Below are 24,831 nucleotides of genomic sequence, written 5' to 3' on the forward strand. Positions count from 1 at the left end.
TCTTGGGCCGGGCGGCCCCCGTCGTTCAGGTACGGGGGCCGCCCGGAGCGCTTACTTGGTGGCGTAGAAGGCCAGCGGGCTCGCGAAGGGCGCGCCCGCGCTGACCTTGACCCCGCCGATGCCGGGACGGACGTAGTAGTTGACCGGGGTGAAGGCGACCGGGGCGAACCAGGCGTTCTTCACCAGGTACTCCTGCATCTGCTGGTCGAGCTCGGCCCGCTCGGCCGTGTCGGCGGCGGCCGCCTCGTCGAAGAGCTTGGTCAGTTCCGGCGAGGTGCTGCCGAAGCCGTTGAAGACCTTGGAGCCGGGCATGAACAGGTCCAGGCCCTCCAGGTACATCGGCTCCTCGGTGAAGCCTCCCGAGACGGCCGGGTACTTCTTGTTGGTCTGGTTGTCGACGAAGGAGGTGATGCTGGTGACCGCGTTGACCTTCACTTTGATGCCGACCTTGGACAGCTGGCCGGCGATCGCCTGGGCCATGGTGTCGAAACCGACGAACGTGGCCGCGAGGACGGGAAGCTCGAAGCCGTTGGCGTACCCGGCCTCCTTGAGCAGCTCCTTGGCCTTCGTCGGGTTGTAGGTGTAGTAGTCCGCGAGTTCTTCCGAGTAGCCGTCCCCGCCCTTGATCACGGTCTGCACGGTGGGCGTGCCCTGATCGCCGAGGAGCGCTTTGGTGACCGCCTCCCGGTCGATGGCGTAGTTGATCGCCTGCCGGACCCGGACGTCACCGAGCGGCTTGGACACCTCGCCCGCGCGGTCGATGAGGCTCAGCCCCTGGAGGATCACCGGTAGACCGACGGTCGACATGCCGGCGCTCTCGGCCGAGGCCGCGGAGGTGTAGTCGCCCTTGTAGACGTCGATCTGGCCGGTCTTCATGGCGTTGACCGCGGTCTGGCCGTTCTGCACGATCCGGATCACGATCTTCTTGTAGTGCTGCTTGGACTTGTCGTAGTAGTTCGGGTTGGCGGTGTACGTGTAGTGGTCGCCGGCCACGCTGCCCGAGGGCTCATAGGTGTAGGGGCCGGCGCCCTGGCTGGTCTTGGTCGGCGTCAGGTTCGACGCGGCGGCCAGGCCCTTGGGGCTGATGATCTGGCCGATGCCGTAGGACTGGGTCAGCAGGGTGGGCAGGATTGGATTGGCCTTGGCGAGCTTGATGGTCAGGGCCAGAGGGCCGGTGGCCGTGATCGTGGCGTCCGTCAGGTAGTGCGCCTGGTTGCCCTGAGCCTTCTTCGCGTATTCCAGCGAGGCCTTGACCGACTCGGCGGTCACCGCGCTGCCGTCGGCGAACTTCACCCCGGAGCGCAGAGTGACAGACAGTTCTGTATTGCCCGTGCCGACGTACTTCCAGGACTTCGCCAGCGCAGGCTCCACCGTGCCCTCGGGGGAGAGGTAGAACAGCGACTCGTACGACAGCATCGTGAAATCGACGAAGCCGAGGTCGAGACTGCCGGGGTTCATCGACGGCGGAGCCTGCTGCTCGGCGACTGTCAGGGTGTCGCCCGGCACGGCCTTGCCGGTGGCCTGGGCACCGCTGGCCGTATTCGTGCCGCCGCCGCAGGCGGTCAGCGTGAGAGCGAGCCCGGCGGACAGGCCCACGAGTCCACCGCGGGTGAAGCGGACGGCCTGTGCTCTCGGACTGGGCAGGCGGGAAGCGGAGTCGAGAGGGTGCATGTCTTCTCCTTGCGCCACGGGAGGTCCGCCGCAGTGGCGGAGACCGTAAGGGCGGGCAGCTGAGGGTGATGAGGAGCATCTGCACGCGTCGGGCGCTGGCGATGGTGATCGCAGGGCTCGGGTGGTGCCCGGAAGGGGAGCCACCTGCGCGTGTTCACGGAAGGGGTGCGAGCCGGCCGGCGGAAGGCCAGAAGGTGAGAGGTCGGGTACGTCGCCGGGGGGACCGCGGTGCGGTGACGGCCGAAGACGGGCCGTGCGAGACCGACGGTCTTCAGGGATGAGCGGCGACGAACCGGAGGTGCTCCCGCAGCTCGCGAGGATCAGGCTCTGAGATGGTGCCGGTCTACCGGGGGCTGGCCGGTGAACCGGGGCGTGGGCGTCTCTTCCGGCAGAACGGACGAGACGCGATCGGCCCAGTGGTGTAACCCTGCTGAAACGGTGCCCTGCTGTCCAGCATCCGTGCAGGGCAAATTGGGCGACGGACACGCAAGATAAGCGTGCAGATCATGATGTTGTGCATGGGGCGGCTCGCGTATATGCGGGCGTCATCGGCGCGCCCGCCTGAATCGGGAGTGACAGACCGGTCGGCGGGGCCTCAGCCGTTCCATGCGAGCAGGAGACGGGGTTGGATCTTTCCGGCGAGTGACGAGGCTCGTGCGAGCTGGGTCCATCGGGGCTCAGCCCAGCAGGCCGTGCAGTGCATCCGCTGTTGTACGTGCGAAGCCGACCCAGTTCAGGAGGGCCTCGCGTGTTTCCAGGAAGGCGATCGTCGAGACGTTGACCGCGCCGATGACCGAGCCTTTGGTATCGCGGATCGGCACGGCGAGGCAGCGTACGCCGAGTTCGTTCTCCTCGTCATCCAGTGCGAAACCCTGCTCCCGCACGGTGGCGAGTGCCGCACGCAGTTCGGTGAGGTCGGTGAGGGAGTTCTCCGTGCGGGGCGGCAGGCCCAATCGTCCCACCAAGGAGTCGAGTTGTTCGTCGTCGAGGCCGGCGAGGACGCACTTGCCGATCGCGGTGGTGTGCAGGGGCAGTTGCATGCCCACCCGGGAGGAGTCCTGCACCGGGTTCGGGCCCGACACCTTGACCAGCAGGGTGATCGCGTCGCCGGTGCGCACACCGACCTGCACCGTGTGCCCGATGCGCCGGCCAAGTACCTCCAGCTCGGCGCGCATCACCTGGTCCTCCTCGCAGCCCTGGGTGATCCGGGCAGCGAGCGCGCGGATCCGCGGGCCGGGGCCGTAGCTGCCGGAGCCGTCGGAGGCCAGGAATCCGGTCGCGACCAGGTTCTGGAGGATGCGGTGCGCGCTGGCCTTCGGCACCCCGGCGCTCGCCGCGACATCGCCCAGCCGATGCGGGTATCCGGGCGCTGCGGCGGCCTCCAACAGGTTGAGGGCCTTGTCGGTGGCGTTGCCGGCGAGCGAACTGCGTCCTCTGCGGTCGCCAGTCTGTGAGTCCTCGGAAGTTTCGATCCCGGCCATTGACAGGCTCCCATCGCAGCGTTTCACTGATGAGCGTTCCACTAGAGAATACATCATTCTACGTAATGGAACACCGGGTGGTGGGTCGGAGGGCTGCCGCACCTGCCTCGGAGAAACCCCGGTCAGTACCACGACAACCCACCTTGAGAGGAAAACCCCCGTGGCCGAGAAGGTTCACAAGGTACGCACAACGCTCGAGCAGATGGCAGAGATCGAACAGCAGTGGATCGACGAGGTCCGCGAGGACCAGGAGCTCACCACCTTCGGTCTCTACCCACAGCCCTCGCGCGGCAGCACGGAAGCCCAGGGCAGCTACCAGCTCTACCTTCCGCCCCAGTACGAGACCGACCCGGAACGGCGGTTCCCTGTCATTTACTGGTTGCACGGCGGGTTCGGCAATGCCCGTCAGGGTTCCGAAATGGTTGCGCGGATCGACAAGGCCATCCGCGGCGAGGCGATGCCGCCCACCATCGTCGTCGTCCCGCAGATCCTGCCGATCGGCTGGTACGTCGACTCCAGGGACGGCGCCCGGCCACTGGCCCAGATCACCGCCTTCGACCTGGTCCAGTACATGGACGACACCTACCGGACGATTCCCGAAGCCGCCTCCCGCACCGTGGAGGGCTTCTCGATGGGTGGCTTCGGAGCCCTGCACCTCGGCCTGAAGTACCCGAAGATCTTCGGGAAGGTGTCGGCGGTCGCGCCCGCGATCCTGCGCGACCTCAAGGACGAGCCCGAGGACCGGGTCAACAACACCTATTTCGGCGACCAGGAGTACTACGACCTCTGCCACCCCTGGAGCCTCGTCCTGGCCAACGCCCCGGAACTGCGCCGCACCAGCCAGGTCCGCCTGCTGTCCGGCCGGCTCGACACACGCTTGGCGCCGACCATCCGTGACCTGGACGCCCGCTTCACCGACCTCGAAGTCGACCACGACTTCTTCGAGTTCCCGGACGCCGACCACGAGTACCCGGACATCATGGACGGTTACGGCGACAAGTACTACGCCTGGTGGCGCACCGCCTGACGCACCGCGGCCACGCCCTTCCCCCACTCCAGCGGGTTGAACACCTCGTACGGGATGTTCCCCGCACCTGAGTCACCATGCCGCCCCGCCCCCCGGCCGGCCGACGGGCCACTGCCCTCGGCCCACCGTCGCCGACCGCCCGCGCCCAGAGGCGCCTCCCCTTTGGTCCGTCCCCGACCGCGGGGCCGCCCGCCCGTGCCGCGCGGCCGGTGGCCAAGGACGGCCTGCCCCGGGCGCGGGCCTCTCAGACGGACTCCGCCGTCCCTCGCAGGAGCAGACATCGACTCGGTGATCCCACCACTCCCGAAAGGCAGCGCAACCATGCGCTTGGACCCGATCAACAGCCTGAGCCCCGAACAGACCGAGCTCCTCGAAACCATCGTCGGCCCCGGGGTCGAACCGCCTCCGCCCTTCCTCGCCTGGGCGCGCAACATGGAACTTGCCCACTGGGTCGAGAACCTCGGCCGGTACTGCCGGAACGAGTCCCGGTTCCCGCAGCGGCTGCGCGAGTTGAGCGTGCTGATCTGCGGCCGCCACTTCGACAGCCAGGCCGCCTGGAACGCCCATATCCAGCAAGCGGTCGAGGAGGGCGTCCCCGCCGAGTGCCTGGAGCGCCTCGCCCGCGGCGAGGACCCCGACTTCAAGGCTGAGGACGAGCGCGTCTTCCATGCGTTCGCCCACGAGATGCTCTACGACCACTTCGTCACGGACGCCACCTACGCCAAGGCCATCGAGCTGTTCGGCGAAGAAGGCGTGCTGGATCTGATCGGCTGCATCGGCAGCTTCAGCATGTCCGCGATGATGCTCAACACCTTCCACATCCCGCTCCGGCCGCACCTGCCCCGGCCCTTCGCCGACGTCGACGGCTTCCGACGGGTTCCCGCGGACGACTGATACCGCCCCCGCAAATGACCCGGACGTCACGACGCTCGTACGACATCGAAAGGGTGTGGCCCGATGCCGCATTCCCCCCTGCAACTGCTCGACGGACTCCTCGACGAGAACGGCTTGGAGACCGCCGCGCACCGATTCGTCCTCGGAGGCCCCTTCGGAGCGGAGCCCGCCGAGACCACCGCCGAACGGCTCGCTCACTTCGCCGGCGCCGGCGGGCTCCTCGTCGAGACGTCGCACAGCTACGCCGGTGGAAAGGCCGAGTCGGCGGTCGGCGACTGGCTGCGCAAGAACCCCGGCACACTCGGAGTTGCCACCAAGGTCGGCCATGACACGACCGGCGGGAACATCCAATTGAGCCGGGACACCGTGTTCGCGCACGTGCGGTCCGCGCTGGACAACCTCGGCGTCGAGGCCATCGACATCCTCCTCTACCACTGCGACGATCCCAGCCGGTCCGTCGCCGAACTCGCGGACACCCTCCTGAGCCTCGTCGAGGCCGGACACGCCCGCCGAGTCGGCGTCTCCAACTGGCGCGCCGAGCGGCTGGCGGCGCTCGCCGCCCGACTCGGCGACAGCGGCCACACCCCCGTCGCCAGCTACCAGTTCAGCCTCGCCGAACCCGACCCGGCGCTGCTGGAAGGCAGCCTGCACGCCGACAGCGCCGTACTCGATGTCGTCCGCCGCCACCGGCTGGCCCTGATCGGATGGTCCTCGCAGGCCCGCGGCCACTTCGCACGCACCGAACCGAAAGCACACAACGGGAAACCCGATCCCTACGACACCGAGGACAACCGCACCCGACGGCTTCGCTGCGTGGAACTCGCAAGGCAACTCGGCGCCCGGCCCGAAACCGTGGCCCTGGCCTGGACCCTGCACCACCCCGGCGTGTGGCCGTCCATCGGACCGAGGACGACCGCCCAGATCGACAGCTCGCTCCAGGCCCGCCGCCTCACGCTGACCGAGGAGCAGGTCCGCTGGCTCCGGGACGGCCGGTGAATTCCGAGAACCCCCCAGGCCCCAGCTCCTCCCCGCGATTCGGCCCCCGGGTCTCCGCGAAGGTCGCCGTCTGCGTGGTGTTCGTCGCAGCGAACTTCATGGCGATCATGGACACCACGATCGTCAACGTGGCCCTGCCGGCCATCGGCCGCGACTTCGGCGTAAACCCTTCTGGCCTGAGCTCCGTCAACGTCGGCTACCTGGTGGCCCTCGCGGTCTTCATCCCCGTCTCCGGCTGGCTCGGCAACCGCTTCGGCACCCGGCGCACCGCACTGACCGCCCTGCTGCTGTTCACCGTGGCCTCAGGGCTGTGCGCCACCGCCGACTCGCTCGAAGCGCTCACCGCGTACCGCGTCCTGCAGGGCGTCGGCGGTGGTCTGCTCACCCCGGTCGGGATGACGATGATGCTACGAGCCTTCCCTGTGGCCGAGCGGCTGCGCGCGCAGCAGTACGCCATGCTGCCGACCGCCGTGGCCCCCGCCCTCGGACCGGTCATGGGCGGCTGGCTGGTGGACACCGCCTCCTGGCACTGGGTATTCCTGGTCAACCTGCCCGTCGGCGCTCTCGCCCTGCTCTTCGGGCTGGGCGCGCTGCCCGACTTCCCAGGCCCACGTACGCCCCGTTTCGACCTGCCCGGGTTCGTCCTCGCCGGCGCGGGGCTCGCCGCGGTCCTGTACGCCCTCACGGGGGCCCCGGGCCGGGGCTGGGCAAGCATGGGGACCCTGGGGCCGCTGGTGGGCGGCAGCGTGTTCCTCACCGCGCTGATTCCGTGGGAACTGCACGCCAGGCATCCCATGATCGCTCTGCGGGTGGTCAAGGACCAGCTCTTCCGCACCACCCAGCTGGTCCTGCTGCCGACCGGGGCAGCCTTCATGGGTGTCCTGTACCTGTACCCGCAGTTCCTGCAGAGCAGCCTCGGCTACGACGCCCTCCACTCGGGCCTGGCCACCTTCCCGGAAGCACTCGGAATGCTCACCGCCTCCCAGATCGTGCCCCGTCTCCACGATCGGGTCGGGCCCCGGTGCCTGATGGTCGTGGGCGGCGCCGGAGCGGCACTGATCATTGTCCTCCTGGCGATCCTCACAGTCGCTCCTCGGCCACTGGCGCTCTACCCGTCGATGTACCTGCTCGGGACATCGGTCGGGCTGCTCTTCGCCAGCGCCCAGAACGCAGCCTTCGTCACGATTCCGGCCTCTCGTACGGCCGACGCCACCACCCTCCTCAACATGCAGCGGCAGACCGCCGGCGCCTGCGGAGTAGCCCTGGCAGGGACCCTGGCTGCATCCCTCGGTGGCGACGGCATCTACGCCTACCTCATCGCCTTTATCACCCTGGCCACCCTGTGCCTGTGCGCCTCCCTCTTCGCCCTCCGCGTCAGCGACCGGCGAATCCGGGAGGCGTACGACGCCTCCGACTTGCCCTCCCGCCATGCAGAGCCCACCGCGCCGGGCCGGGCAGCGGGCTTGTGAAGCCTTCCGCGCGTGTACCTCGCGCCGATGGTCGGGGGCGGAGTCGATGTGGCCAGGTCGCAAGGAGCGCGTCAACCGACCTCTGCGCCACGCGGCGGAGGCCGTGAGCGGAAACGCATCGCTGACGGTCTCCTGAGGCGCTTCTACCTGAACTTCGCCAAGGCCTCCTCCCAGAAGTCCGACGGATAGGCGAGGGTTCCGGCGGCGATCGCCTCGGTGATCATGTGGTCGACGCCGGGCAGGACCTTGTGTGCGTAATCCCGTGCTGGGTCAGGAGCTTGCCGAAGTTCTCCGTGATCTTCTTGCCGTTCTTGTCGTAGAGCCAGTCGCCGTCTGTCGGCACCCCCCACACCTCCACCGGCGTCGAAGGATGAGCGCAGCGCGCCCTCACCCCGGGGCTGAGAGGAGGAGGGTGTATTCGTGCCGTGAATTCGCCGCGAGTGACGCCCGTGTCAGCCACGCGAAGCCCGGCATCGGCCCAAACAGGCGATCCGCGACCGAGCTGATGCCGAGAACCGGCTCGCCGGATGCCTCTGCAGCCAGAGCCACGATCAGAGGAGCGGGAAAGGGCCGCGTCGACCTCCCCAGGCGTTGGCGGCCCCTCCCACAACACGCGCCCGTCTACCCCGACGACCGCTGTCCATGCGGGGGTGCGCCATGCCGGCACCGCTGCCTCCAGGCGATGCTGCAACTCCTGCGGCTGCGGTGCCTCGGCCGCGCAGCTACTGCACGAGTTCCGCCGGGTAGCGGCGGGTGGTGTACGCGCTGGCGTCGATGTGGACGTTCTCGTGTTGGTCCGCGACCACGATCATCTCCGTCGTCCACGGATAGCCGGTGCCTGCAGACGATGGTCGGTTCGGGGAAGTCCAGCGCCGCTTGGTCGATGTAGGGGATGGGGTTCCGGTCTCCGAGGGCTGGAGCAGGCCGGTGTGTCCGACCTGGGGGCAGAAGGGCACACCCAGTTCCACGCGGCCGCGTACAGCGGGTAGTACAGCAGCTCCGTCGGAGGCAGCCCCCACAGCCACGGCACCACCCGAAGCGCGACGAATGCTAGCTCCTCGACGCGCGCCGCAGCTCCCGCACCGCCTGTACCGGCCGGGTCAGATCGGCGTCGGCCACCGCCCACGCAGCCGACCAGCCGACTCGGCGACGAACCCGGCCACCTCATCGTTGCTGATCAGTGCCCCGTGCTGCCCGTCACCGTCTCCTCGCGAGCCCGTTCCCGTCGGCCCGCGCTCGTCCGGGTCGTGGAGGAGGGTCAGGGTGCCGGCGGCGAGGTGGTCCTGGCACAGGGAGCGGGGCAGGACGCTGTAGCCGGAGCCGGCGGCGACCGCGGAGACGACGGCGTACAGGTTGGGCACGGTGACGGCGGCCTGCGCGGTGAGCTGTCTGCCGAGGACGAGCCGCCAGTACCGGCGGACGATGGGCAGGTCCTCCGCGTAGGTGACCAGCGGGATGTCCTTGAGTGCTCCGCAGAGGTCGTCGGCGGCCGGGGCGGCTTCGACCTGTGCCTGCCAGCGGGGGGCTGCCACGAGGACGTACTCCTCGTCGGTGAGGGGCACGGATGACAGGGCACGGCCCCTGGGTCGCCGGGTGGCGATCACCAGGTCGTGCCGGCCGGCCCGGAGCTCTTCCACGAGCGGTTCGGTCAGACCGGTGCTGACGCGGAGCTGCAACCCCTCGGCAACCAGCGGGGCGAGTGCGGGCAATACGCGGGTGCACAGCAGCTCGGAGGGGCCGGCGAGGTGGACGGGGGAGGCTCGGCCGGTGAGGGGGCCGCTCTCCAGGGAGGTCAGGGAGTCGAGGGGCGCCGCGGACCGGGCGGCGAGTTCGTGGGCGCGGGGAGTGGGTTCGACCCCGCGCGGGAGCCGGGTGAACAGCTGGTACCCGCTCTGCTGCTCCAGTGTGCGGATCTGGGCGGTGACGGTTGGCTGGGACAGGCCGAGCAGGGGAGCCGCCGCGGTGAACGAACCGGCACGGTAGACGGCCAGAAAGGTACGGAGCAGGTTGAGGTCCGCGTGCGGGGCGATCCTCACCCCTGTGGGGGTGGTCGCAGGAATGGGTGCCGCGGCCGAGATGGGCTTCTCGGTCCCGGACGACGGCTCGTTGGGCTACCTGCCCGGCACCGGTGACAACTTCGTCTCCAACGAGGTGATCGTCCAGGGTCTGACCGCCGCCCAGGTGTGGCGCTACCTTGTGGACACCTCGACCTGGGAGTCGTACTACGACAACGTCGCCGACATCTCCTTCCCTCATGTCGACGGCCCCGAGCTGAAGAAGGACATCGCCTTCAGCTTCGGCACCTTCGGCTTTCCGCCTCTGGACGCCCGCGTCGTCGAGTTCCAGGACCCCGCCCAGGGCGCGCCCGGACGTCTGTCGTGGACCGCGAAGCAGGACGGCGCGCCCGAGGAGCGCCTGGATGTGCTCCACGCCTGGCTCGTGGAGGACCTGTCGGGCGGCCGGGTGCGGATTCTGACCCAGGAGACGCAGATCGGCCGGCCCGCCGCGGCGCTTGCCGGGGAGCGGCCGAACCCGATGCTCAACGGCCACCAGGCATGGCTGGACGGCCTCGTGAGTGCCGCGTCCGGGAAGGCGGCTCGATGACCAGCACGCGAATCGTCGGTGTCCTGGGCACAGGGATCATGGGGCCGCTACCAGTGCGAAACCTGCCGCCCTCACGTCAGCGAATCCGCGTGCAACGGCGATCACACAGGGGAGGTCGGCCCCTGTTACCGGATCACAGTGGGTGGCCTGGAGTGCTTCGAGGAGGCGATCTGCCTGTTGATCCGCGCCGGGGCACACCACGGGGGCAGTCCTCGCGTCTTCGCGGTTCACCTCCCGATCTGCCGCAGCCAGGCAGAAGCGCTGGAAGTCCTGAAAGGGTTCCGCTGTGGATCGGACGCGGGGAGCATCGAGGTGGGGCTGCTGCCCGAGGGGGCCAAGGTGGTGGTGGACCATGGCCTGCTGGAGCCGGACTTGTCCGGCCTGGGGGACATCGAAAGCTGGTGGTACGCCAACAGGTACCCGGCCAGCAGCAGGAGTCACCGGCAGCGGTGAGCCGGGCAGAGCCAATCTGCAGCGTTCGGAGTCGCCGGCGGCGCCGCACCGTGTGCGTACGGGGGTTGCCGTCGATGACCGGGACGAGAGCGCACGTGAATGCCGGTGCTGGGACCGGCTGGCTCTGGGCTATAGCCTCGGGCTGTGACCAGCAGCGGTAACTGGACGGCAGAGAGCCTTCTCCCCGAGCTACCTCACCATCAGAAGTGACCGGACGCTCGAGGCGCTCAGGGCAGTCTGGGCGGCCGCGAAAGAGGCCGAACACGGCTGGGTACTGGACACGGCGGCCCCGTCGCCGCAGCGCAGTGCGCGTGCTCTGGCGGGGGAGGGGCTGGTGGAGACGGCCGGCCGGGAGACGCGTGCGGAACTGTCGGCGTGGGAAGGCCGTCCGGTGCGCTGGGCGGTCCGCTTTTCAGCGATCGGGCACGACCTGCTCGCCTACGCCGGGGTCAGGCGGCCCCTGCCGTGCCCTGTTCGAGGGAGGCCCGCAGGGCGGGATAAGCCGGGACCCCGCCGTATCCAGCAGCGCATCGACGGCGAAGCAGTTCGAGACGCCGTTCGAGGCGTGGGGGCCGCTCAGTCGGGCAGCGCGACGGTGAGGTCCACCTCGACCAACTGTCCTGCGAAGCCCAACTGCGCAACCCCCAAGAGCGTGCTGGCGGACGTGAAGGCCGGTCCAAGAGCGGAAGCGGCAAGCCGGTGCCAGACGAGGCCCAGGTCCTCCCTGTCATCGCTTCGGACGTAGATCACCGAACGCACCACGTGCTGTGGTTGAGCATTGACCGCCGCAAGGGCAGCAAGTGCGTTCACGACGACCTGATCGACTTGCACCTCGAGGGAGCCCGGGCCGACGAGAGAGCCGCCCTGGTCAAGGGGGCACTGCCCCGCCAGATATGCCGTTCGGCCGGTCTCCACCACGGTGATGTGGTGGTACCCCGGCGTCCCATGCAACTGATCGGGGTTGATGCGGCTGATCTTCGCTGTCATGACGCGAGTCTGACCAGTCTGCCCCCGACACGCACCGAATTTTGCCCCACCGCGCGGCCGTCCGACGCGGCGCGAGGGGTAAAGAACAAGCTCAGAGGTCGTTTTCATCTTGAGTGTGGTGTTCAGGATTGGCTTCTTCTGCCTGTCACTGTGCGGCGGGTGAGGCAGGGGCGACGGTTCTGCATGGTGGGGCTGGGGGTGTGACGGATGGGGCGGTGGTTTGCTTGCGCCTGTCTCGCTCCACGATGCCCGGGTCTGTTCCGTGCTTCGACAGGGCATACGCACGCCTGGACGCACGCCCCCGTCGGCGGTATGCCCAGGTCATGACGGAACGACGTGCGTATCCGAGTGATCTGTCCGATGCCCGGTGGGAGCTGATTGAGCCGGTCCTGGCTGCCTGGCGCTTCGAGCGCCGCGGCCGGGCCCTGGACTTCGGCCGGCCGCCTGAGCATGACTTGCGCGAGATCATGAACGCGATCCTCCATGTGGACCGCACGGGCGTGCAGTGGCGCTACCTGCCGCACGATTTTCCGCACTGGAACACGGTATGCAGCTACTTCGCCAAGTGGCAGCAGGAAGGGGTATTCGCGCAGCTCAACGGCCTGCTCAGACGGCTCTACGGCAACAGGAAGGCCGGGAGGCCGAGCCATCGGCCTGTGTGATCGATGCGCAGAGCCTCAAGACCTCCACGAGCGTGCACGTCTCAAGCCAGGGCATCGACGCCGGAAAGAAGATCGTCGGGCGGAAGCGGAGCATCATCACCGACACCCTTGGCCTTCTGCTTGCCGTCCTGGTCGCCGCGGCCAGCGTCCAGGACTCCGCCGCAGGCCAGACCCTCCTCGACCAGGCAGCGGCCGCCCATCCCACCGTCCGAAGGATCCGGGTCGACGGCGGCTACCGCAAACACTTCCTCGAGCACGCAGCCACCCACGGCATCGACCGCGAAATCGTCCAACGCACCCCTGGGGCTAGGGGTTTCACACCGATCCCAAAACGCTGGACGGTCGAGCGAACCTACGGCTGGCTCATGCTCCACCGCCGGCTCGCCCGCGACCACGAAACCCTCCCCGAACGCCCGGAAGCCATGATCCACCTCGCCATGACCGACCTCATGGCCCGCCGTCTCACAGGTGAGAGCAGCATCTCCCGGCGCGACCCGACAACACCGGACCAAGCCCGCATCACGGGATGAAACAACGGGAGAAAACAGCCTCTCAGCTTGTTCTTTAACCTCCGTCCCATTTTTCAGTGGCTGGCGCGCGCGAGTCTCGCGGCGCGGTCACCTACTGCGCATCGTCCCTGCGGCGCCCAGCAGTTCGTGCAGGAGGTGCGAGGCCGTGATCACGCCCAGGAGTCGAGTACCGCCGTGTTCTCGGCCGCCCGGCCCGGCTTTGACCTTTTCGGTGACCGCTACCAGCGGGCTGTGTACCTGTGCCATCAGTGCGGCCACCTCCAGCGCGGTGTCGTCGGGGTCGGCGATCGGCGGCGGTGCCGCCTTATCGGACAGGCAGTCCCCGACACGGCGGCCGGCCAGTGCCTGGCAGAGCCGGTCGGCGTGCTTCTCGTCGACGACGGCGGCGAGGTTCGGGTCCTCGATGACGTAGGCGGGCACCAGCACTTTGATCATCTGGGAGGCGGGAAGGATCGCCTTCGGCTCACCCCGCTCGTCCAGTACCAGCAGGCCCGGCAGTTTGTGCTCGGCCATCAGCCGGGCTGCGTCCATGGCGTCGCTGTCGACGCTCACTGTTTCGTATTCGACCGCCAGGTCACGAGCGCGCACGGCGGGCTCCTCTTCCACTGGAAATGTTCCTGTGCTCAGCGTCGTACGGTTTCGCAGCGCGGGCCAGGCCATCGACGCGGCACGTACGCAGCGGCCCGGTTTGATCGCGCATCACGCCACCTCGGTGACCGACCGTGGTCCGAGTGGTTGCGGGCTGCCGAGGCTCTGGTCCCCACTGCCGGGCGGAACCGGGTCACCACGGGCGCTTGCCGCTGCCAGACGCCTGCCCGTCTGCCTGCGCGCGCACGGCCCGCCGGTAGAACTGTTCGCTGAGTTGTGATCCGCCGATGAGTCCGGCGGCGAACATCAGCACGCCGACCTCCGTCATCGCGCCGAAGAATGTGGCGTCTTCGGTGTCCAGGCCGCTCCACCGCAGCAGAGGGCCCACCAGCCCGCCGATCCAGATCACCAGCAGGGCCACTCCTCGCACGCGGATGCTCCACGGGCTCGTACGACGCCGGACTCGCGCGGGCGCCCAGCCCCGCAACGAGGCGATCGCCAGAGGGAGAGCGAATGCCGACCAACCGATCAGCCAAAGCCACGGAAACACGACTCACACTCCAAATTCGGGAAGCCGCCCAGCGGCCGCACGACATGCGCCGCTGCCCACAACGAGTGCCGACTCGCAGGGGGCGCCCGGACGGTTTCGAGAACCGTCCGGGCGCATTGCCCCACCGGGCGCCGACGTCAGCCGGTGACCTCGATCCTTCCGTTGGCGTCGGCGGGAGCCGTGGTCGCAGGCTGCGCACTGCCCGCCCGCTGGGTGATGTTCTTGAGCAGCTCGGAAAGGTCGACTCCAGTGGTGGAGCTGAGGAGTTCCATCCCCTGGGCGACGTTGTCGGCGACGGTCCGCGACAGCTGGCTCGCGCCGTCCGTCGATATCACCGTCATCTTGTCGATGGCGCTGAGCGGCTCGGATGCCTTGGCGACGACCTGGGGCAGGACCTCGACGAGCATCTGGAGTATGGCCGCGTCGCCGTACTGGGCGAACGCATCCGCCTTCTTCTGCATCGCCTCGGCCTCGGCGGCGCCCTTCGCGCCGATCGCGGCGGCTTCGGCCTCGCCCTCGATACGGACGGCGTCGGCGAGGGCCGCGCGGTGTGCCTTCTCGCCCTCACCGGTTAGCCTCGACCGCTGGGCATCTGCCTCGGCCTGCTTGACCAGGGCGATCCGGCGGGCCTCGGCTTCCTGCTCGGCCTGGTAGCGGGCGGCGTCAGCGGGCTTGCGGACCTTGGTGTCCAGTTCGCGGTCGGTCAGCGCGGCCTGCCGTTCGGCGACCTTCTCCTGCTCGGCGAGCACCTCCTGGCGGCGGGCGGCCTCGGCCAGTGGTCCCGCGGCGGCGGCCCGGGCGGCGGCCTCGTCCGTCTCGGCCTTGATCTCGGCCTGCTTCAGCGCGAACGTCCGCTGCGCGATCGCGATTTCCTCCTCGGCCTTCAGGCGGGCCTGTTCGGCCGCGCGCCGGGCGACGGCCTCGGCGATGTCCGCCTCCTGCTTGGCACGCGCGGCCTCCGGGCGGCCGAGGTCCTCCAGGTAGGAGCCTTCGGTGCTGATGTCCTGGATCTGGAAGGCGTCCAGCACCAGGCCCTGCCCGGACAGACTCGCCTCGGCCTCCTCGGCGACCTGACCCGCGAATGCGGCCCGGTCGCGGATGATGTCCTCCACCGACATCCGGCCGACGATGGCACGCAGCGCGCCTGAGAGCACCTCCTGGGTGAACCCGACGATGCCGTCCTGCTGCATCAGGAATCGCTGGGCAGCGGCCCGGATGGAGTCCTCGCTGCCGCCGACCTTGACGATGGCGACGCCTTCGAGGTGCGCCTTGACGCCACGCAGGGTGACCGCGCCGCGCACCGCCACCGGGATGTGCCGAGAGGACAGGTCGAGGGTGAACTTCTGCTGCACGAACGGCACGACGAACACACCGCCGCCGACCACGACCTTCTGCCCGCTGTTGTCGGTGAAGACCCGGCCGGTTTCCGGATCGGTCGCCTTCTTGCCGCGCCGCCCCGTGACGATGAACGCCTCACTCGGTCCGGCCACCTTGTAGCGCGTGACCACGACCAGAGCCAGCAGGACGAGGAGTACGACGACTCCAACGATCGCGACGAGAACAGGACTCATGACAATGCCCCTCTTGGAAATCCCGTCCCCTGTATGCGGGGCGGAACGAATGAACAACAACAATCAACGGACGAAGACTCAGCAGCCGACCGGGCGTACTGCCAGGGAGGTGGCCGACAGGGCTTCCTCGACCCACACCTCGGTACCGAGCTCGACGGGGCCGGCGCTTCTCGCGGCGTACTTCACCGGCTGGCCCGCCAGATACACCAGCACCTCGCCGTAGCCGCCGACCGGGATCGGTGTGACCACGGAGCCGGAGGTGCCCACCAGGTCCGTGCCGCGCGGGCTCGTGCTGGGCTCGTCCCGCATCAGAGCCCGGCTCAGGCGCCAGGTCAGCCAGCCCGCCCCGACTCCCGCGCCCGCCCCCACCACGGCCGCGGCTCCCGCTCCGAGGTCCGTGGCGCCGAGCACGATCGCCCCGCCGAAACCGAGCATCGAGACGAACCCGGCGATCACCGGAAGTGACAGCAGCCCGTCGAACAGCCCCTCGAGCACCCCGATGCCGTCGAAGAGCCCCTCGAGGAGACCGTCGAAGACGAGCGCGAGCACCAGCAGGACCAGACCCGCAATGCCGAGACCCAGAAAGAAAGCCACGGAACCTCATCTCCCCCTGGTCGTTCGCGCCACGCCACGAGGATGGTCCCACGCGCCGACGGCTGCGGTCATTGCCGGGCTCCGGCAGTCTTTACAGGCTCTTAATGCCTGCCGTGCACGTCCGCGCAGGAGCATGCCGTGCGTCTCCCTCCAAAGTCAGGCGAGGGCGAAGTAGCGCAGCCACACGTACCCCGCCGACAGCGCCACGGTGACGGCGGTGACGACCAGGCCGTACTTGGTGAACTGCCAGAAGGAAATGGGCTGCCGGTTGCGTTCGGCGATGCCGAGCACGACCACGTTGGCGCTCGCGCCGATTGCGGTGGCGTTGCCGCCCAGGTCCGCACCGATGGCCAGGGCCCACCACATGACGTGATCGCCCGAACCGCCCATCGACTGCACCAGGTCGCTGGTGATCGGCGCCATTGTCGCGACGTAGGGGATGTTGTCCACGATGCCCGACAGCACGGCCGACGCGCCGAGCAGCAGCATCGAGCCGCCGAGTTCGTTGTCCCCGATGGCGTCCGCGAGCGCCTTGGAGACCTCGCCGATGACGCCGGTCTCGATCAGACCGCCGATCATGATGAACAGCCCGGCGAAGAACGCGAGGGTGGGCCATTCGACCTCGCCCAGCACCTCACCGGTCTCCACTGCGGACACCGCGATGAGCAGGCCCGCGCCCAGCAGGGCGACGACGCTGGGCTCGTAGTGCAGCACCGGGTGGAGCACGAAGCCGACGACGACCAAGGCGAGCACCACGAGCCCCTGGACGAGCAGCCGGGGGTCCTTGATGGCCTCACCCTCCTGAAGGGCCATGACCTCCTCGGCGTGCGCCTCGTCGTAGACGAAGGACCTACGGAACAGGAAGCGGCACAGGGCGATGAGCACGACGACGAGGACTGCGGCCAGCGGGGCAAGGTGGACGAGGAAGTCGTTGAAGGTCAGGCCGGCCCGGCTGGCGATGATGATGTTGGGAGGGTCGCCGACCAGGGTCGCGATGCCGCCGATGTTGGATGCGAACACCTCGGCGATCAGGAACGGGGCGGCGGGCAGGGCCAGACGCTCGCAGACCAGCAGGGTGACCGGGGCGATGAGCAGAACCGTGGTGACGTTGTCGAGCAGCGCCGAGGCCATCGCCGTGATCACGATGAGCATGACCATCACGCGGAAGGGTCTGGCCTGTGCCCGCTTGACCGCCCAGATGGCCAGGTACTCGAACAGGCCGGTCTTCTTCAGTACGCCGACGATCATCATCATGCCCATGAGCAGGAAGATGACGTTCCAGTCGACGCCGGAGTGCTCGGAGAAGAAGGCGGATTTGTCGTCGGTCGCGCCGATCGCGAGCATCAGCGCGGCGCCGCCGAGGGCGGCGCCCACGCGGTGGATCTTCTCGCTGATGATCAGGCCGTACGTCGCGACGAAGACGACGATCGCCGCCCAACTCTGCCAGCCGTTCACGTTCCTCCGATGAGTCGTTCCATCAGCCGGGCGGCCGTCACCGCGCCGACCAGCCAGGCCTGGTCGCCATCGCGCTCGACGACAGTGACCAGCGGGGTGTGCGTGCGAACCATGAGAGCCGCGATGTGCATGCCGCTGGCGTCGGGACCGACCGTCGGCGGCCGGAAATTGCGGCACGGCAGCCATTCCGCGACCGTGAGACCGGCAAGCGTGTCCCGCACGTAGACCAGGTCGCGGTCGTCGTCGCAGCCGGCCGCGGGCAGCGGATCCTGCAGGGCGTACCCGGGCACGTGCCGCCCGACGGGCTGCGATCCGCACACGACGGCGTACGGCTGGTCGTCCCGGTCGACGACCAGCCGCGCGGGCAGCTTGTGCTCGGCCGGCAGCCGGGCCGCGTCGCTGGCGAGGGCGTCGGTGGAGACGTACGGGTAGGGCTCGGCGAGTTCATGCGCCCACACGGCCGGCCTCCTTGGCGGGACGGGGTGCTTCGTCGCCGTCGGGCACACCGACGAGGTCCTCCACGTCGAACATGCGGGCGATCGGTACGTCGGTCGAGCTGTGCGCGATGATCGAGAAGGCGATGCACACGGCGATGAGGGTGAACGCCTCCTCGCCCTGCGGGATCCCGGCCTGCAGCACCAGCAGCCCGTACACCACCGACGCGAAGCCCTTCGGCCCGAACCACGCGGCGACGAGCTTCTCCCGCCGGTCGAACCGGGTGCCGAGCAGGGAGAGCAGCAGAGAGGCCGGGCGGATCAGCACGATGGCCAGGACCACAGCGACGTAGCCGCCCAAGGACAGGTCCCCGAACAACTGAGGCGTCAGCAGCGCACCGAACACCAGCAGCGCCGCGAATTTGGCCAGCTCCGCCAGCGCCTCGCCAAGCGGCTCGAACGACTCCTTCGCCTCCAGGGACCGCGCGGTGAGCACCGCACCCGCCGAAAATGCGGCGAGGTAGGGGTTGGCGTGCGTCAGGTGGCAGGCCGCGTACAGGATCACGCCGATCGCCAGCGGCAGCAGCGGCTGCAGTTTGGGCTCGGCGCCCAGCAGCCGGAACCGGACGAGCTCGATCACCACGAACGGCAGGACGACACCGAACGCCAGCCCGAGGACCAGCTCGAGCGCGATCTTCCCCAGCGACGCCTCTGCGTGCCCGGAGGTGGGCCCGGCCGCGGCGATCAAGATGAGCACGACCGGCAGAGCGAGCCCGTCGTTGATGCCGCTCTCCACGTTCAGCAACTGCCGCAGCTTTGCCGGGACCTCCTTGCGCCCCACGATCGCCGAGGCGAACACCGGGTCGGTCGGCGCCAGCACGGCACCGACGAGGAACGAGGTCGTCCAATCCAGGCCCACCAGGTAATGCGTGATCAGCGCCATACCGACGAAGGCGAGCGGCATGCCGAGCCCGAGGGCGCGCGCTGGGTTGCGCCAGTGGGCGCGCAGCTTGGGAAAGGAGACGTGCATGCCATCGGTGAACAGCACCGCGAACAGAGCCAGATCAGCGGTCACGGACACGATCTCGCTGTCCGGCGTGATGTGGATCAGCCCCAGGAAACCGTCGCTGACCAGCGCGCCGCCGACCAGGAAGAGAAACGAGGTGGACAGTACGGTCCGGGCGGCCAGACCTGACAGCAGCACCGCGATGAGCAATGCCAGCCCGAAGACCACGACGAGCACCATGACCTGAACCCCCGATCAACGAAGAGAGTTGTCCTCACATCGCCGACCAGGCTTCCCGGCACACCGCTGGGAACCCTACACGTTCTTTACACGGCACTGACAGGTCGCCGGTACGCACTCTGACCTGCCGGTAACTGCCGGGTTCCGGAAAGGAAACCGTCTCGGCCCGCCCATGTGCCATGCTCCGCTCCGACCGCAGCTCGCGGGCGATGCCGTCTGACGCAGGACCGGCCGTGCCCGGTCGTTCGGGATGGTGCAGCGCGGCCCAGTGGACACGTTCAGCTTCTGGGCGAGCCCGGCGCTGACCCCGGTCAGCCCGAGGAACACGAGCAGCAGCTTGGCGGGGTCGTCACCGGAGACGCATCGGCGGGACAGCGCAACCCCCGGGAAGGATCAGCTGTCTTCTCTACGGGCATCAGATGTCCCAGCAGTAGAGGACAGCAACCGCAGGACAGGCGCTCAGCTCCGCGACGTGGCCGGCGGGTGAGTTCCACAGGTCCGTTCTGCGAGGAGGCACGTGGGATGGCTGCACGCCGTGACGATTCAGACAGCTTCCCAGCGCGCTCCCACAGGCACGGTGAGTACCCTCCCGGGAGCCTGCGGCCCGAGGGGGAACGCGTACACGTCACGCAAGAAGTGGTCGAACCGCTGCTGCGCCGCGCCGACTTGTTGGCGCAGCTCCTGCGGATCGGGGTACACACGTGACCCGGCAGGGGCAGGAGGTGTAGCACCTGCCGTGGATGTTCACGGACGCGATGGCCCCGGTCGTCGGTGCCGTCCTTCGGGTGGAGCCACCCGGAACACGCCCGCCGTAGCCGGCCGGGCGGAAGGGCCCGTCCGGCCATGACCGGTCCGACGCCCAGCATGCCGCCTCCGATGGCGACGCGCTGCGCAGGGCGCGGGACCAGGAGGAGGCGACTCCCTCTCGGGCGAGGGCGGGAGTCGCACTCGGCACGACGGCCGTTGTGCTGTCGCTGGCCGTGTTCGTCTGGGCGATCTGGGCGCTGAACCAGGCCCACCAATGGAGGCCGAGGACACAGCCCGGGAATGGGTGGGCCATACCCACGGCCGGCTCGGGCCGCAGGCGTTGTCCTGCCGTGCTGCCGACGGTCTGTGACGTTGCCCTGATCACGGACGGCTGCGAACACCTTGACCTCGATGAGATCGACTTCGCGCCCATGGAGCACGACACCGAGCGGTTGCGCCTGCTGACGCTGGACGAGGGCCTCGTATCCGTGACGGTCAGCGTGTGGCTCACCCGCAGCCGCGCGGCGACCGGATCCGACACAAGCTTCGGCGGGCGCCGGCCGCGCAGCTCCGGCCACTCCGCAGCCACCCGCCCCCCGTAGCCGGTGGCGAACCACACCCGGCTACGCCCCGTCGGCGGCAGGGCGATCCGGTCGACCAGGCCCTCGGCGCGGATCTTGGCCAGCTGCCGTCTGGTCTGCTCGACCCGCATCCGCGGGGCGGTGATCAGATGCATCTGCTCGGTGGTCGCCATCCGGTACCGCACCAGCACCGCCAACGCCAGCCGGTCCCCGCCGCCGGCATCCACATCCGCCCGCGTTCTTGCCATCGTCATCGTCTGCAACTCCCGCACCCACACGGTGTGGTAGCGCCCTGATGCGGCACCGCGTGTACGACCGAGCGCACCAGCCGGCCCCGACCACACCTCCAACCACCCGAGCCCGACCACGGTCACGGTGCGACAACACCGCCCCCGTCCGGGCCGACACCCCACCCACAGCAGTACCCGCCCGTCGGCACTCCCGCGCGTGGATCTGTTCACGAGTTCCGGGTTCTGGCACAGATATTGGGGAGCGGTCGCGGACGGTTACCTCGATGTTCGATTGCGAGGATCTTGCTTCAGTATCTGGCACTGTGCACGAGAACGCACAGCACTTCGGCGTCGGTTCGGGAGACGGTTGGCCACTGCGGCTTGGTCCGAATGGTCACGAGTTTCGACAGCACCGGGTCGGCTGGGGGCGTTCCCCCTTGGCCAAGGACTCGGCGACGGTGAGAGCCCGCAGCCAGGGCAGTGGCGCCGTGCTGGGCTACGTGTGGACCTGCCACCACCGGTCTGCCTCAGTGCGAGCCACTTCGGCGTCGTACTGGCTGGCGTCGAAGTGGAACTCCGGCGGCGGGGAGGCGGGGGTGGGCGGGACGTCCCAGTCCGACCACTGCACGATGTCCCCGAACCGTTGCACTACGACGGACAGGAAACCGCAGCAACCGCCCGTGCACTCCGGTTCCCCCAGTTCCAGACGGCGTGCCTCGCTGGTCGCCCGCAGGAGGCTGGGCCGGGCAGCAGGTAGCACGTCTGCCGCGAACGGCCCACGGCCGCCCTCGTAGAGCGCCCCCTCGATCACGTCCTCGCCGTTGACCCAGAACCGCAACTGGGCAGCGAACCGGGGTCCCGGCGGCAACACCCGTATCTCCAAATGGTCGAACATCAAGACCACCCTATGGGGCGCGCCGAAGCCGGCTCGTGGTCCGGCCGACACCTACCTCTGCACGGCCCACAGAGTGACCACGAGATACCTCCCGTTCTCGGGTTCTGGCTCACTTTCCGTGAAGCCAAAGACTCTCACCATGCGGGCCCCGGTCCGACAGGCGAGCGCGAGGCCGTGAACAGAACCAAGTAGCTCCTTGCGACGGTCTTGGTCCGTCGCTGGTCGGTACGTCCTACGTCAGAGCTCGGTCGTCCAGACCCCGACAGGGTGCTCACTCGGTGGCAGCCATAGCTGAGGCTGCGACTCCCGATGCTTCGCTTCAGCCTGCTGTTCCCAGTGAAAGCGGTCACCCACGTCGGGCCACGCAACTTGCAACACAGGAAAAGGAGGCCGTCGGTAGAACCCGATGGCACGCCCGAAGAAGGTCCGGTACCAGCGGAGATCGACCTGTCTGAGCGCGACTTGGTGACCGTCGCCAACGTCAGTATGCTTCTGGCCGCCAGCCAGTACAGCACCCGCGGCGGACTTCGCTCCGAGCCTGTTGAGCATGCGGTGCATGGCGTGGACATCGAGCCCGAACATGGCGAGTTCAGGTGCGCCGTGAGTGTGCGACAGACCGATCGTGTAGGCGAACCCAGGACCGCTCTCGTCCTCGGGAACCATCACGACGTGCCATCCGTGCTGCTGCACATTCTCGATGATCGTCAGATCCATGCGGTCCGCTTCGTCTCGGTCACCGTAGTCATGGCAGAGGACGCAGCGGCACTGGAACGGATCATCAGTCATGCGCGGAGGCTACGAGGTGAGCGTTTGAGTCGGGCAGCCGGGGTTCGCCTTTGGCAACCTTGGCTGGAGCTGGAGGGCCGGCACCAGCGAACGGCCCCACCTCGGTGATCAGCCAGCAGCGGCTTGCTGCTCTGCGCGCTGCGCTGGCGACGACGGCATCAACCCTGCGTCCGCGCCTTCCACTACCGACGAAAAGCAGGTGCCCAGCCGTACCGATCGTGGTCCCTGGGTTCTGGTTGTATTGAGGTGCGGTCAGGCCGGTACTGGTGCACACTTCGGCACCGTGGGAATCATGATGGGCGAGCTGCAGCGCCTTCGATCCGAGCCGGGAGCTGAGGACGATCAGCTGCGTCCGTTCCTCGTGCGTGTCCGGTTCACCGCCGAGGATCCGGCTGGGGTCATCTCCCATGCGCGTGCGGTGTTGGCGGGCGTGGTCGAGCGGGTGGCTGACTGGCCTGCTTTTGAGCGCTGGCCGCAGCTGCTGCCGGCGTGGTTCATCCAGCGGTGCGCGCCCGAACACCCGGAGCCGGAGCCTGGTGAGGCCTTCGACGCCGAGGCATGGCTGCGGCAGTGGCGGGCGATGACGCCGGAGCAGAGGGCGGCTGTCGATCAGGGGCCGTGGACGCTCTCGGGATGGCTGTACTACTTCGACCCGACCGAGGAAGGGATGGGTGACGATCGCAGCTGGTGGTGGTGGCACGCGGGAACCGATGAGTCGGGTGGCTGGGTGCAGGTGGCTACCACGGGCTGGCCGTTCGGCAGCGGTTCGCTGTCCTGGCCGATTGAGGCCAGCGGCGGTACGGATCTCGTCTATGGGCCCTGAGGATCGAGCACTGGGAGCGGCGGCACGACCGCGGTAGTGGCTGACACTGCGAGATCACCATCTACGCCTGGAGTACCAGGGATCCCACCAGCCACAGGCCCTCGAGGTCCAGGACCGTATCGCCGGGCGGGAGGAGCCGTGGGAACGGCGGCCGGTACTTGTGTGTCGCCGTAGATCGAGCGTGTGCTCAACGTGCTGTTCACCAGCCGACCGCACCGCGTGATTTCGTACGGGACTAGTGCTGGATTCCTCATTCCCTGGGTACAAGTCCTGGTGGCGGGGTAAGTCGAGTACTCGGGGCGGGTGCTGGACGGTGGTGTTACGGGCACGGCCGAGCCGTGACGAGAACGAGCAACGGGCCGTGCGTCGGCTGTCGCGAGCGCGTAAGGCGCCGCGTGATCTGGTGCTGCGGGCGCGGATGGTCGAGTTGAGCTGGGCCGGGCCGCGGGTGCCGGCCATCGCGGACGAGTTGGGGTGCAGTCCCAAGACGGTCCGCCGCTGGTTGCACCGCTTCAACCGCTTGGGTCTGGACGGGCTGGAGGATCTGGGCGGGCAGGGCCGCAAGCGGCGGATCACCGAGTCGGAACGCTCCAGGATCATCGGCCTGGTCAAGCAGCCGGCGCCGGGCCGGCTGACTGTGCAGGCCGACGGCGAGCTGGCTGCGGAGGATGAGTCCGGACCGCCGGAGTGGACCCTGGACGCGCTGGCCGCCGAGGCCAGGAGGCTGGGCATTGGGGTCGGCCGCAGTCAGGTCCGACGGATCCTGCTGGCCGAGGGGGTGCGCTGGCGCCGCACCCGGTCATGGACCCGCTCGAGAGACGCGGACTTCGAGGGAAAAGGACCAGGATCATCGAGCTCTACACCTGCCCGCCCGAGGGCGCGACGGTCGTCTGCGCCGACGAGCTTGGACCGGTGATCCCCCGCACGTTCCCCCCGGCGCCGGGCTGGTCGCCGGACGGCCACCGCATCAAGTCCGAAGTCGATTACGGTCGCGGACCAGAGAAGACCTGGGTCTACGGCGCACTGCGAGTACGGGACGGACACGAGATCACCATGACCGCACCATCCCGCAACAGTGCCTACTACCAGCAGTTTCTTCAGATGGTCGAGGCAGCCAATCCCACCGGGGACATCTACGTCGTCACCGACAACCTGTCCTCGCACAACAGCCTTTCCACTCGGACCTGGCTGGAGGACCACCCCAGAATCCGGCACGTCTTCATCCCCGTCGGCGCCTGCTGGCTCAACCTCCAGGAGGGCTGGTGGCGCATCTTCCGCAAGGCCGCCCTCGCAGGCCAGTCCTTCGCGAGACCAGCCGAGATCGAACACGCCACCCTCCTCGCAACATCCCAGCTCAACACCCGAGCCCAGCCCTGGGTATGGGGCAGACCGGCACCACCCACTCGCCTATTTCGGCGCCGGTATGTGTACATCCAATGAGGAATCCAGCACTAGTAGGGCTTGGTCAGGTCCGTATCGGTGTGGGTATGTCGCGGTGGCAGGTGGGGCAGGCGCCAGCCCAGGCGGCGAGAAGTGTCTGGAGTTCTCGGACGACTT

General features: G+C 68.5%; 24 protein-coding genes and 2 pseudogenes. 11 read left to right on the top strand and 15 right to left on the bottom strand.

The window, feature by feature from the left end:
* Window positions 1-51 precede the first annotated feature (51 nt).
* Together OHU34_RS42715 and OHU34_RS42720 are read right to left on the bottom strand one after the other, a co-directional pair.
* A complete protein-coding gene (locus OHU34_RS42715; protein WP_405772000.1) occupies window positions 52-1,671 on the bottom strand; it encodes an ABC transporter substrate-binding protein in 1,620 nt (539 codons plus the stop codon).
* A 677-nt stretch (window positions 1,672-2,348) separates the two neighbouring features.
* Window positions 2,349-3,152, bottom strand: a complete 804-nt coding sequence (locus OHU34_RS42720) for an IclR family transcriptional regulator (protein WP_405772003.1) — start codon at window positions 3,150-3,152, stop codon at window positions 2,349-2,351.
* A 202-nt stretch (window positions 3,153-3,354) separates the two neighbouring features.
* On the opposite strand from OHU34_RS42720, the gene OHU34_RS42725 reads away from it, so the two are divergent.
* The 4 genes from OHU34_RS42725 to OHU34_RS42740 all read left to right on the top strand — a co-directional run bounded on the left by OHU34_RS42725 (window position 3,355) and on the right by OHU34_RS42740 (window position 7,538).
* Window positions 3,355-4,179 carry an alpha/beta hydrolase gene (locus OHU34_RS42725; RefSeq protein ID WP_405772006.1) on the top strand — a complete coding sequence of 275 codons (825 nt, stop codon included), beginning with the start codon at window positions 3,355-3,357 and terminating at the stop codon, window positions 4,177-4,179.
* 321 nt (window positions 4,180-4,500) lie between these two features.
* Window positions 4,501-5,073, top strand: coding sequence for a carboxymuconolactone decarboxylase family protein (locus OHU34_RS42730; RefSeq protein WP_405772009.1), 573 nt, complete (start codon window positions 4,501-4,503; stop codon window positions 5,071-5,073).
* A gap of 63 nt (window positions 5,074-5,136) precedes the next feature.
* Window positions 5,137-6,069 carry an aldo/keto reductase gene (locus OHU34_RS42735; RefSeq protein WP_405772012.1) on the top strand — a complete coding sequence of 311 codons (933 nt, stop codon included), beginning with the start codon at window positions 5,137-5,139 and terminating at the stop codon, window positions 6,067-6,069.
* A 74-nt stretch (window positions 6,070-6,143) separates the two neighbouring features.
* On the top strand, window positions 6,144-7,538 hold the full coding sequence (locus OHU34_RS42740) for an MDR family MFS transporter (RefSeq protein WP_405772015.1): 1,395 nt from the start codon (window positions 6,144-6,146) through the stop codon (window positions 7,536-7,538).
* 220 nt (window positions 7,539-7,758) lie between these two features.
* Here the strand turns inward: OHU34_RS42740 and OHU34_RS42745 are convergent, their stop codons facing one another.
* Together OHU34_RS42745 and OHU34_RS42750 are read right to left on the bottom strand one after the other, a co-directional pair.
* Window positions 7,759-7,881 carry a hypothetical protein gene (locus OHU34_RS42745; RefSeq protein WP_405772018.1) on the bottom strand — a complete coding sequence of 41 codons (123 nt, stop codon included), beginning with the start codon at window positions 7,879-7,881 and terminating at the stop codon, window positions 7,759-7,761.
* A 757-nt stretch (window positions 7,882-8,638) separates the two neighbouring features.
* A complete protein-coding gene (locus OHU34_RS42750) occupies window positions 8,639-9,574 on the bottom strand; it encodes a LysR family transcriptional regulator (protein ID WP_405772021.1) in 936 nt (311 codons plus the stop codon).
* 4 nt (window positions 9,575-9,578) lie between these two features.
* Here OHU34_RS42750 and OHU34_RS42755 point away from each other — a divergent pair, with 4 nt between their 5' ends.
* Together OHU34_RS42755 and OHU34_RS42760 are read left to right on the top strand one after the other, a co-directional pair.
* Window positions 9,579-10,142, top strand: coding sequence for an SRPBCC domain-containing protein (locus OHU34_RS42755; protein WP_405772024.1), 564 nt, complete (start codon window positions 9,579-9,581; stop codon window positions 10,140-10,142).
* A 138-nt stretch (window positions 10,143-10,280) separates the two neighbouring features.
* The gene (locus OHU34_RS42760; RefSeq protein WP_405772027.1) at window positions 10,281-10,595 is read left to right on the top strand and encodes a hypothetical protein; all 315 of its coding nucleotides are present in this window, start codon (window positions 10,281-10,283) and stop codon (window positions 10,593-10,595) included.
* A gap of 576 nt (window positions 10,596-11,171) precedes the next feature.
* On the opposite strand, the gene OHU34_RS42765 is transcribed toward OHU34_RS42760, so the two are convergent.
* Window positions 11,172-11,582, bottom strand: coding sequence for a RidA family protein (locus OHU34_RS42765; protein WP_230195861.1), 411 nt, complete (start codon window positions 11,580-11,582; stop codon window positions 11,172-11,174).
* A gap of 323 nt (window positions 11,583-11,905) precedes the next feature.
* Here OHU34_RS42765 and OHU34_RS42770 point away from each other — a divergent pair.
* Window positions 11,906-12,774, top strand: a pseudogene (locus tag OHU34_RS42770) (IS5 family transposase).
* An 87-nt stretch (window positions 12,775-12,861) separates the two neighbouring features.
* Here the strand turns inward: OHU34_RS42770 and OHU34_RS42775 are convergent.
* From OHU34_RS42775 to OHU34_RS42805, 7 genes are all read right to left on the bottom strand, one after another.
* On the bottom strand, window positions 12,862-13,362 hold the full coding sequence (locus OHU34_RS42775) for a CBS domain-containing protein (RefSeq protein ID WP_142270824.1): 501 nt from the start codon (window positions 13,360-13,362) through the stop codon (window positions 12,862-12,864).
* A 193-nt stretch (window positions 13,363-13,555) separates the two neighbouring features.
* Entirely contained in the window at window positions 13,556-13,792 is a 237-nt protein-coding gene (locus tag OHU34_RS42780; protein ID WP_142270823.1) for a hypothetical protein, read from the bottom strand.
* A 257-nt stretch (window positions 13,793-14,049) separates the two neighbouring features.
* Window positions 14,050-15,483 carry a flotillin family protein gene (locus tag OHU34_RS42785; protein ID WP_405772031.1) on the bottom strand — a complete coding sequence of 478 codons (1,434 nt, stop codon included), beginning with the start codon at window positions 15,481-15,483 and terminating at the stop codon, window positions 14,050-14,052.
* Between the two features lie 78 nt (window positions 15,484-15,561).
* Window positions 15,562-16,077 carry a hypothetical protein gene (locus OHU34_RS42790; RefSeq protein ID WP_405772034.1) on the bottom strand — a complete coding sequence of 172 codons (516 nt, stop codon included), beginning with the start codon at window positions 16,075-16,077 and terminating at the stop codon, window positions 15,562-15,564.
* A gap of 156 nt (window positions 16,078-16,233) precedes the next feature.
* Window positions 16,234-17,532: an SLC13 family permease gene (locus OHU34_RS42795; protein WP_142270820.1), complete on the bottom strand. Its 1,299-nt coding sequence runs from the start codon at window positions 17,530-17,532 to the stop codon at window positions 16,234-16,236.
* Window positions 17,529-17,990: a CBS domain-containing protein gene (locus tag OHU34_RS42800; protein ID WP_142270819.1), complete on the bottom strand. Its 462-nt coding sequence runs from the start codon at window positions 17,988-17,990 to the stop codon at window positions 17,529-17,531. The genes OHU34_RS42795 and OHU34_RS42800 overlap by 4 nt, the downstream gene beginning before the upstream one ends.
* On the bottom strand, window positions 17,977-19,212 hold the full coding sequence (locus tag OHU34_RS42805) for a sodium:proton antiporter (RefSeq protein WP_142270818.1): 1,236 nt from the start codon (window positions 19,210-19,212) through the stop codon (window positions 17,977-17,979). Before OHU34_RS42805 ends, OHU34_RS42800 begins: the two co-directional genes overlap by 14 nt.
* Before the next feature lie 1,178 nt (window positions 19,213-20,390).
* Between OHU34_RS42805 and OHU34_RS42810 the strand changes: the two genes are divergently transcribed.
* Window positions 20,391-20,561, top strand: a complete 171-nt coding sequence (locus OHU34_RS42810) for a hypothetical protein (RefSeq protein WP_405772549.1) — start codon at window positions 20,391-20,393, stop codon at window positions 20,559-20,561.
* Here OHU34_RS42810 and OHU34_RS42815 read toward each other — a convergent pair.
* The 3 genes and pseudogenes from OHU34_RS42815 to OHU34_RS42825 all read right to left on the bottom strand — a co-directional run.
* Window positions 20,498-20,794: pseudogene (locus OHU34_RS42815) on the bottom strand (replication-relaxation family protein); the annotation flags it as partial. The gene OHU34_RS42810 and the pseudogene OHU34_RS42815 overlap by 64 nt on opposite strands.
* A 472-nt stretch (window positions 20,795-21,266) precedes the next feature.
* Window positions 21,267-21,665 (bottom strand): hypothetical protein, encoded by a 399-nt coding sequence (locus tag OHU34_RS42820; protein ID WP_142270817.1) that lies wholly within the window; start codon window positions 21,663-21,665, stop codon window positions 21,267-21,269.
* A 237-nt stretch (window positions 21,666-21,902) separates the two neighbouring features.
* Window positions 21,903-22,451 (bottom strand): DUF4262 domain-containing protein, encoded by a 549-nt coding sequence (locus OHU34_RS42825; RefSeq protein ID WP_405772038.1) that lies wholly within the window; start codon window positions 22,449-22,451, stop codon window positions 21,903-21,905.
* 292 nt (window positions 22,452-22,743) lie between these two features.
* Between OHU34_RS42825 and OHU34_RS42830 the strand changes: the two genes are divergently transcribed.
* The 3 genes from OHU34_RS42830 to OHU34_RS42840 all read left to right on the top strand — a co-directional run bounded on the left by OHU34_RS42830 (window position 22,744) and on the right by OHU34_RS42840 (window position 24,714).
* Window positions 22,744-23,274, top strand: a complete 531-nt coding sequence (locus tag OHU34_RS42830; RefSeq protein WP_405772041.1) for a hypothetical protein — start codon at window positions 22,744-22,746, stop codon at window positions 23,272-23,274.
* Between the two features lie 361 nt (window positions 23,275-23,635).
* On the top strand, window positions 23,636-24,190 hold the full coding sequence (locus OHU34_RS42835; protein ID WP_235034776.1) for a helix-turn-helix domain-containing protein: 555 nt from the start codon (window positions 23,636-23,638) through the stop codon (window positions 24,188-24,190).
* Window positions 24,076-24,714, top strand: a complete 639-nt coding sequence (locus OHU34_RS42840) for an IS630 family transposase (protein WP_142270182.1) — start codon at window positions 24,076-24,078, stop codon at window positions 24,712-24,714. Before OHU34_RS42835 ends, OHU34_RS42840 begins: the two co-directional genes overlap by 115 nt.
* The last annotated feature ends 117 nt before the right edge of the window (window positions 24,715-24,831 follow it).

Source organism: Streptomyces sp. NBC_00080, assembly GCF_045041255.1.
In the GTDB taxonomy this organism is placed as follows: domain Bacteria; phylum Actinomycetota; class Actinomycetes; order Streptomycetales; family Streptomycetaceae; genus Streptomyces; species Streptomyces coriariae.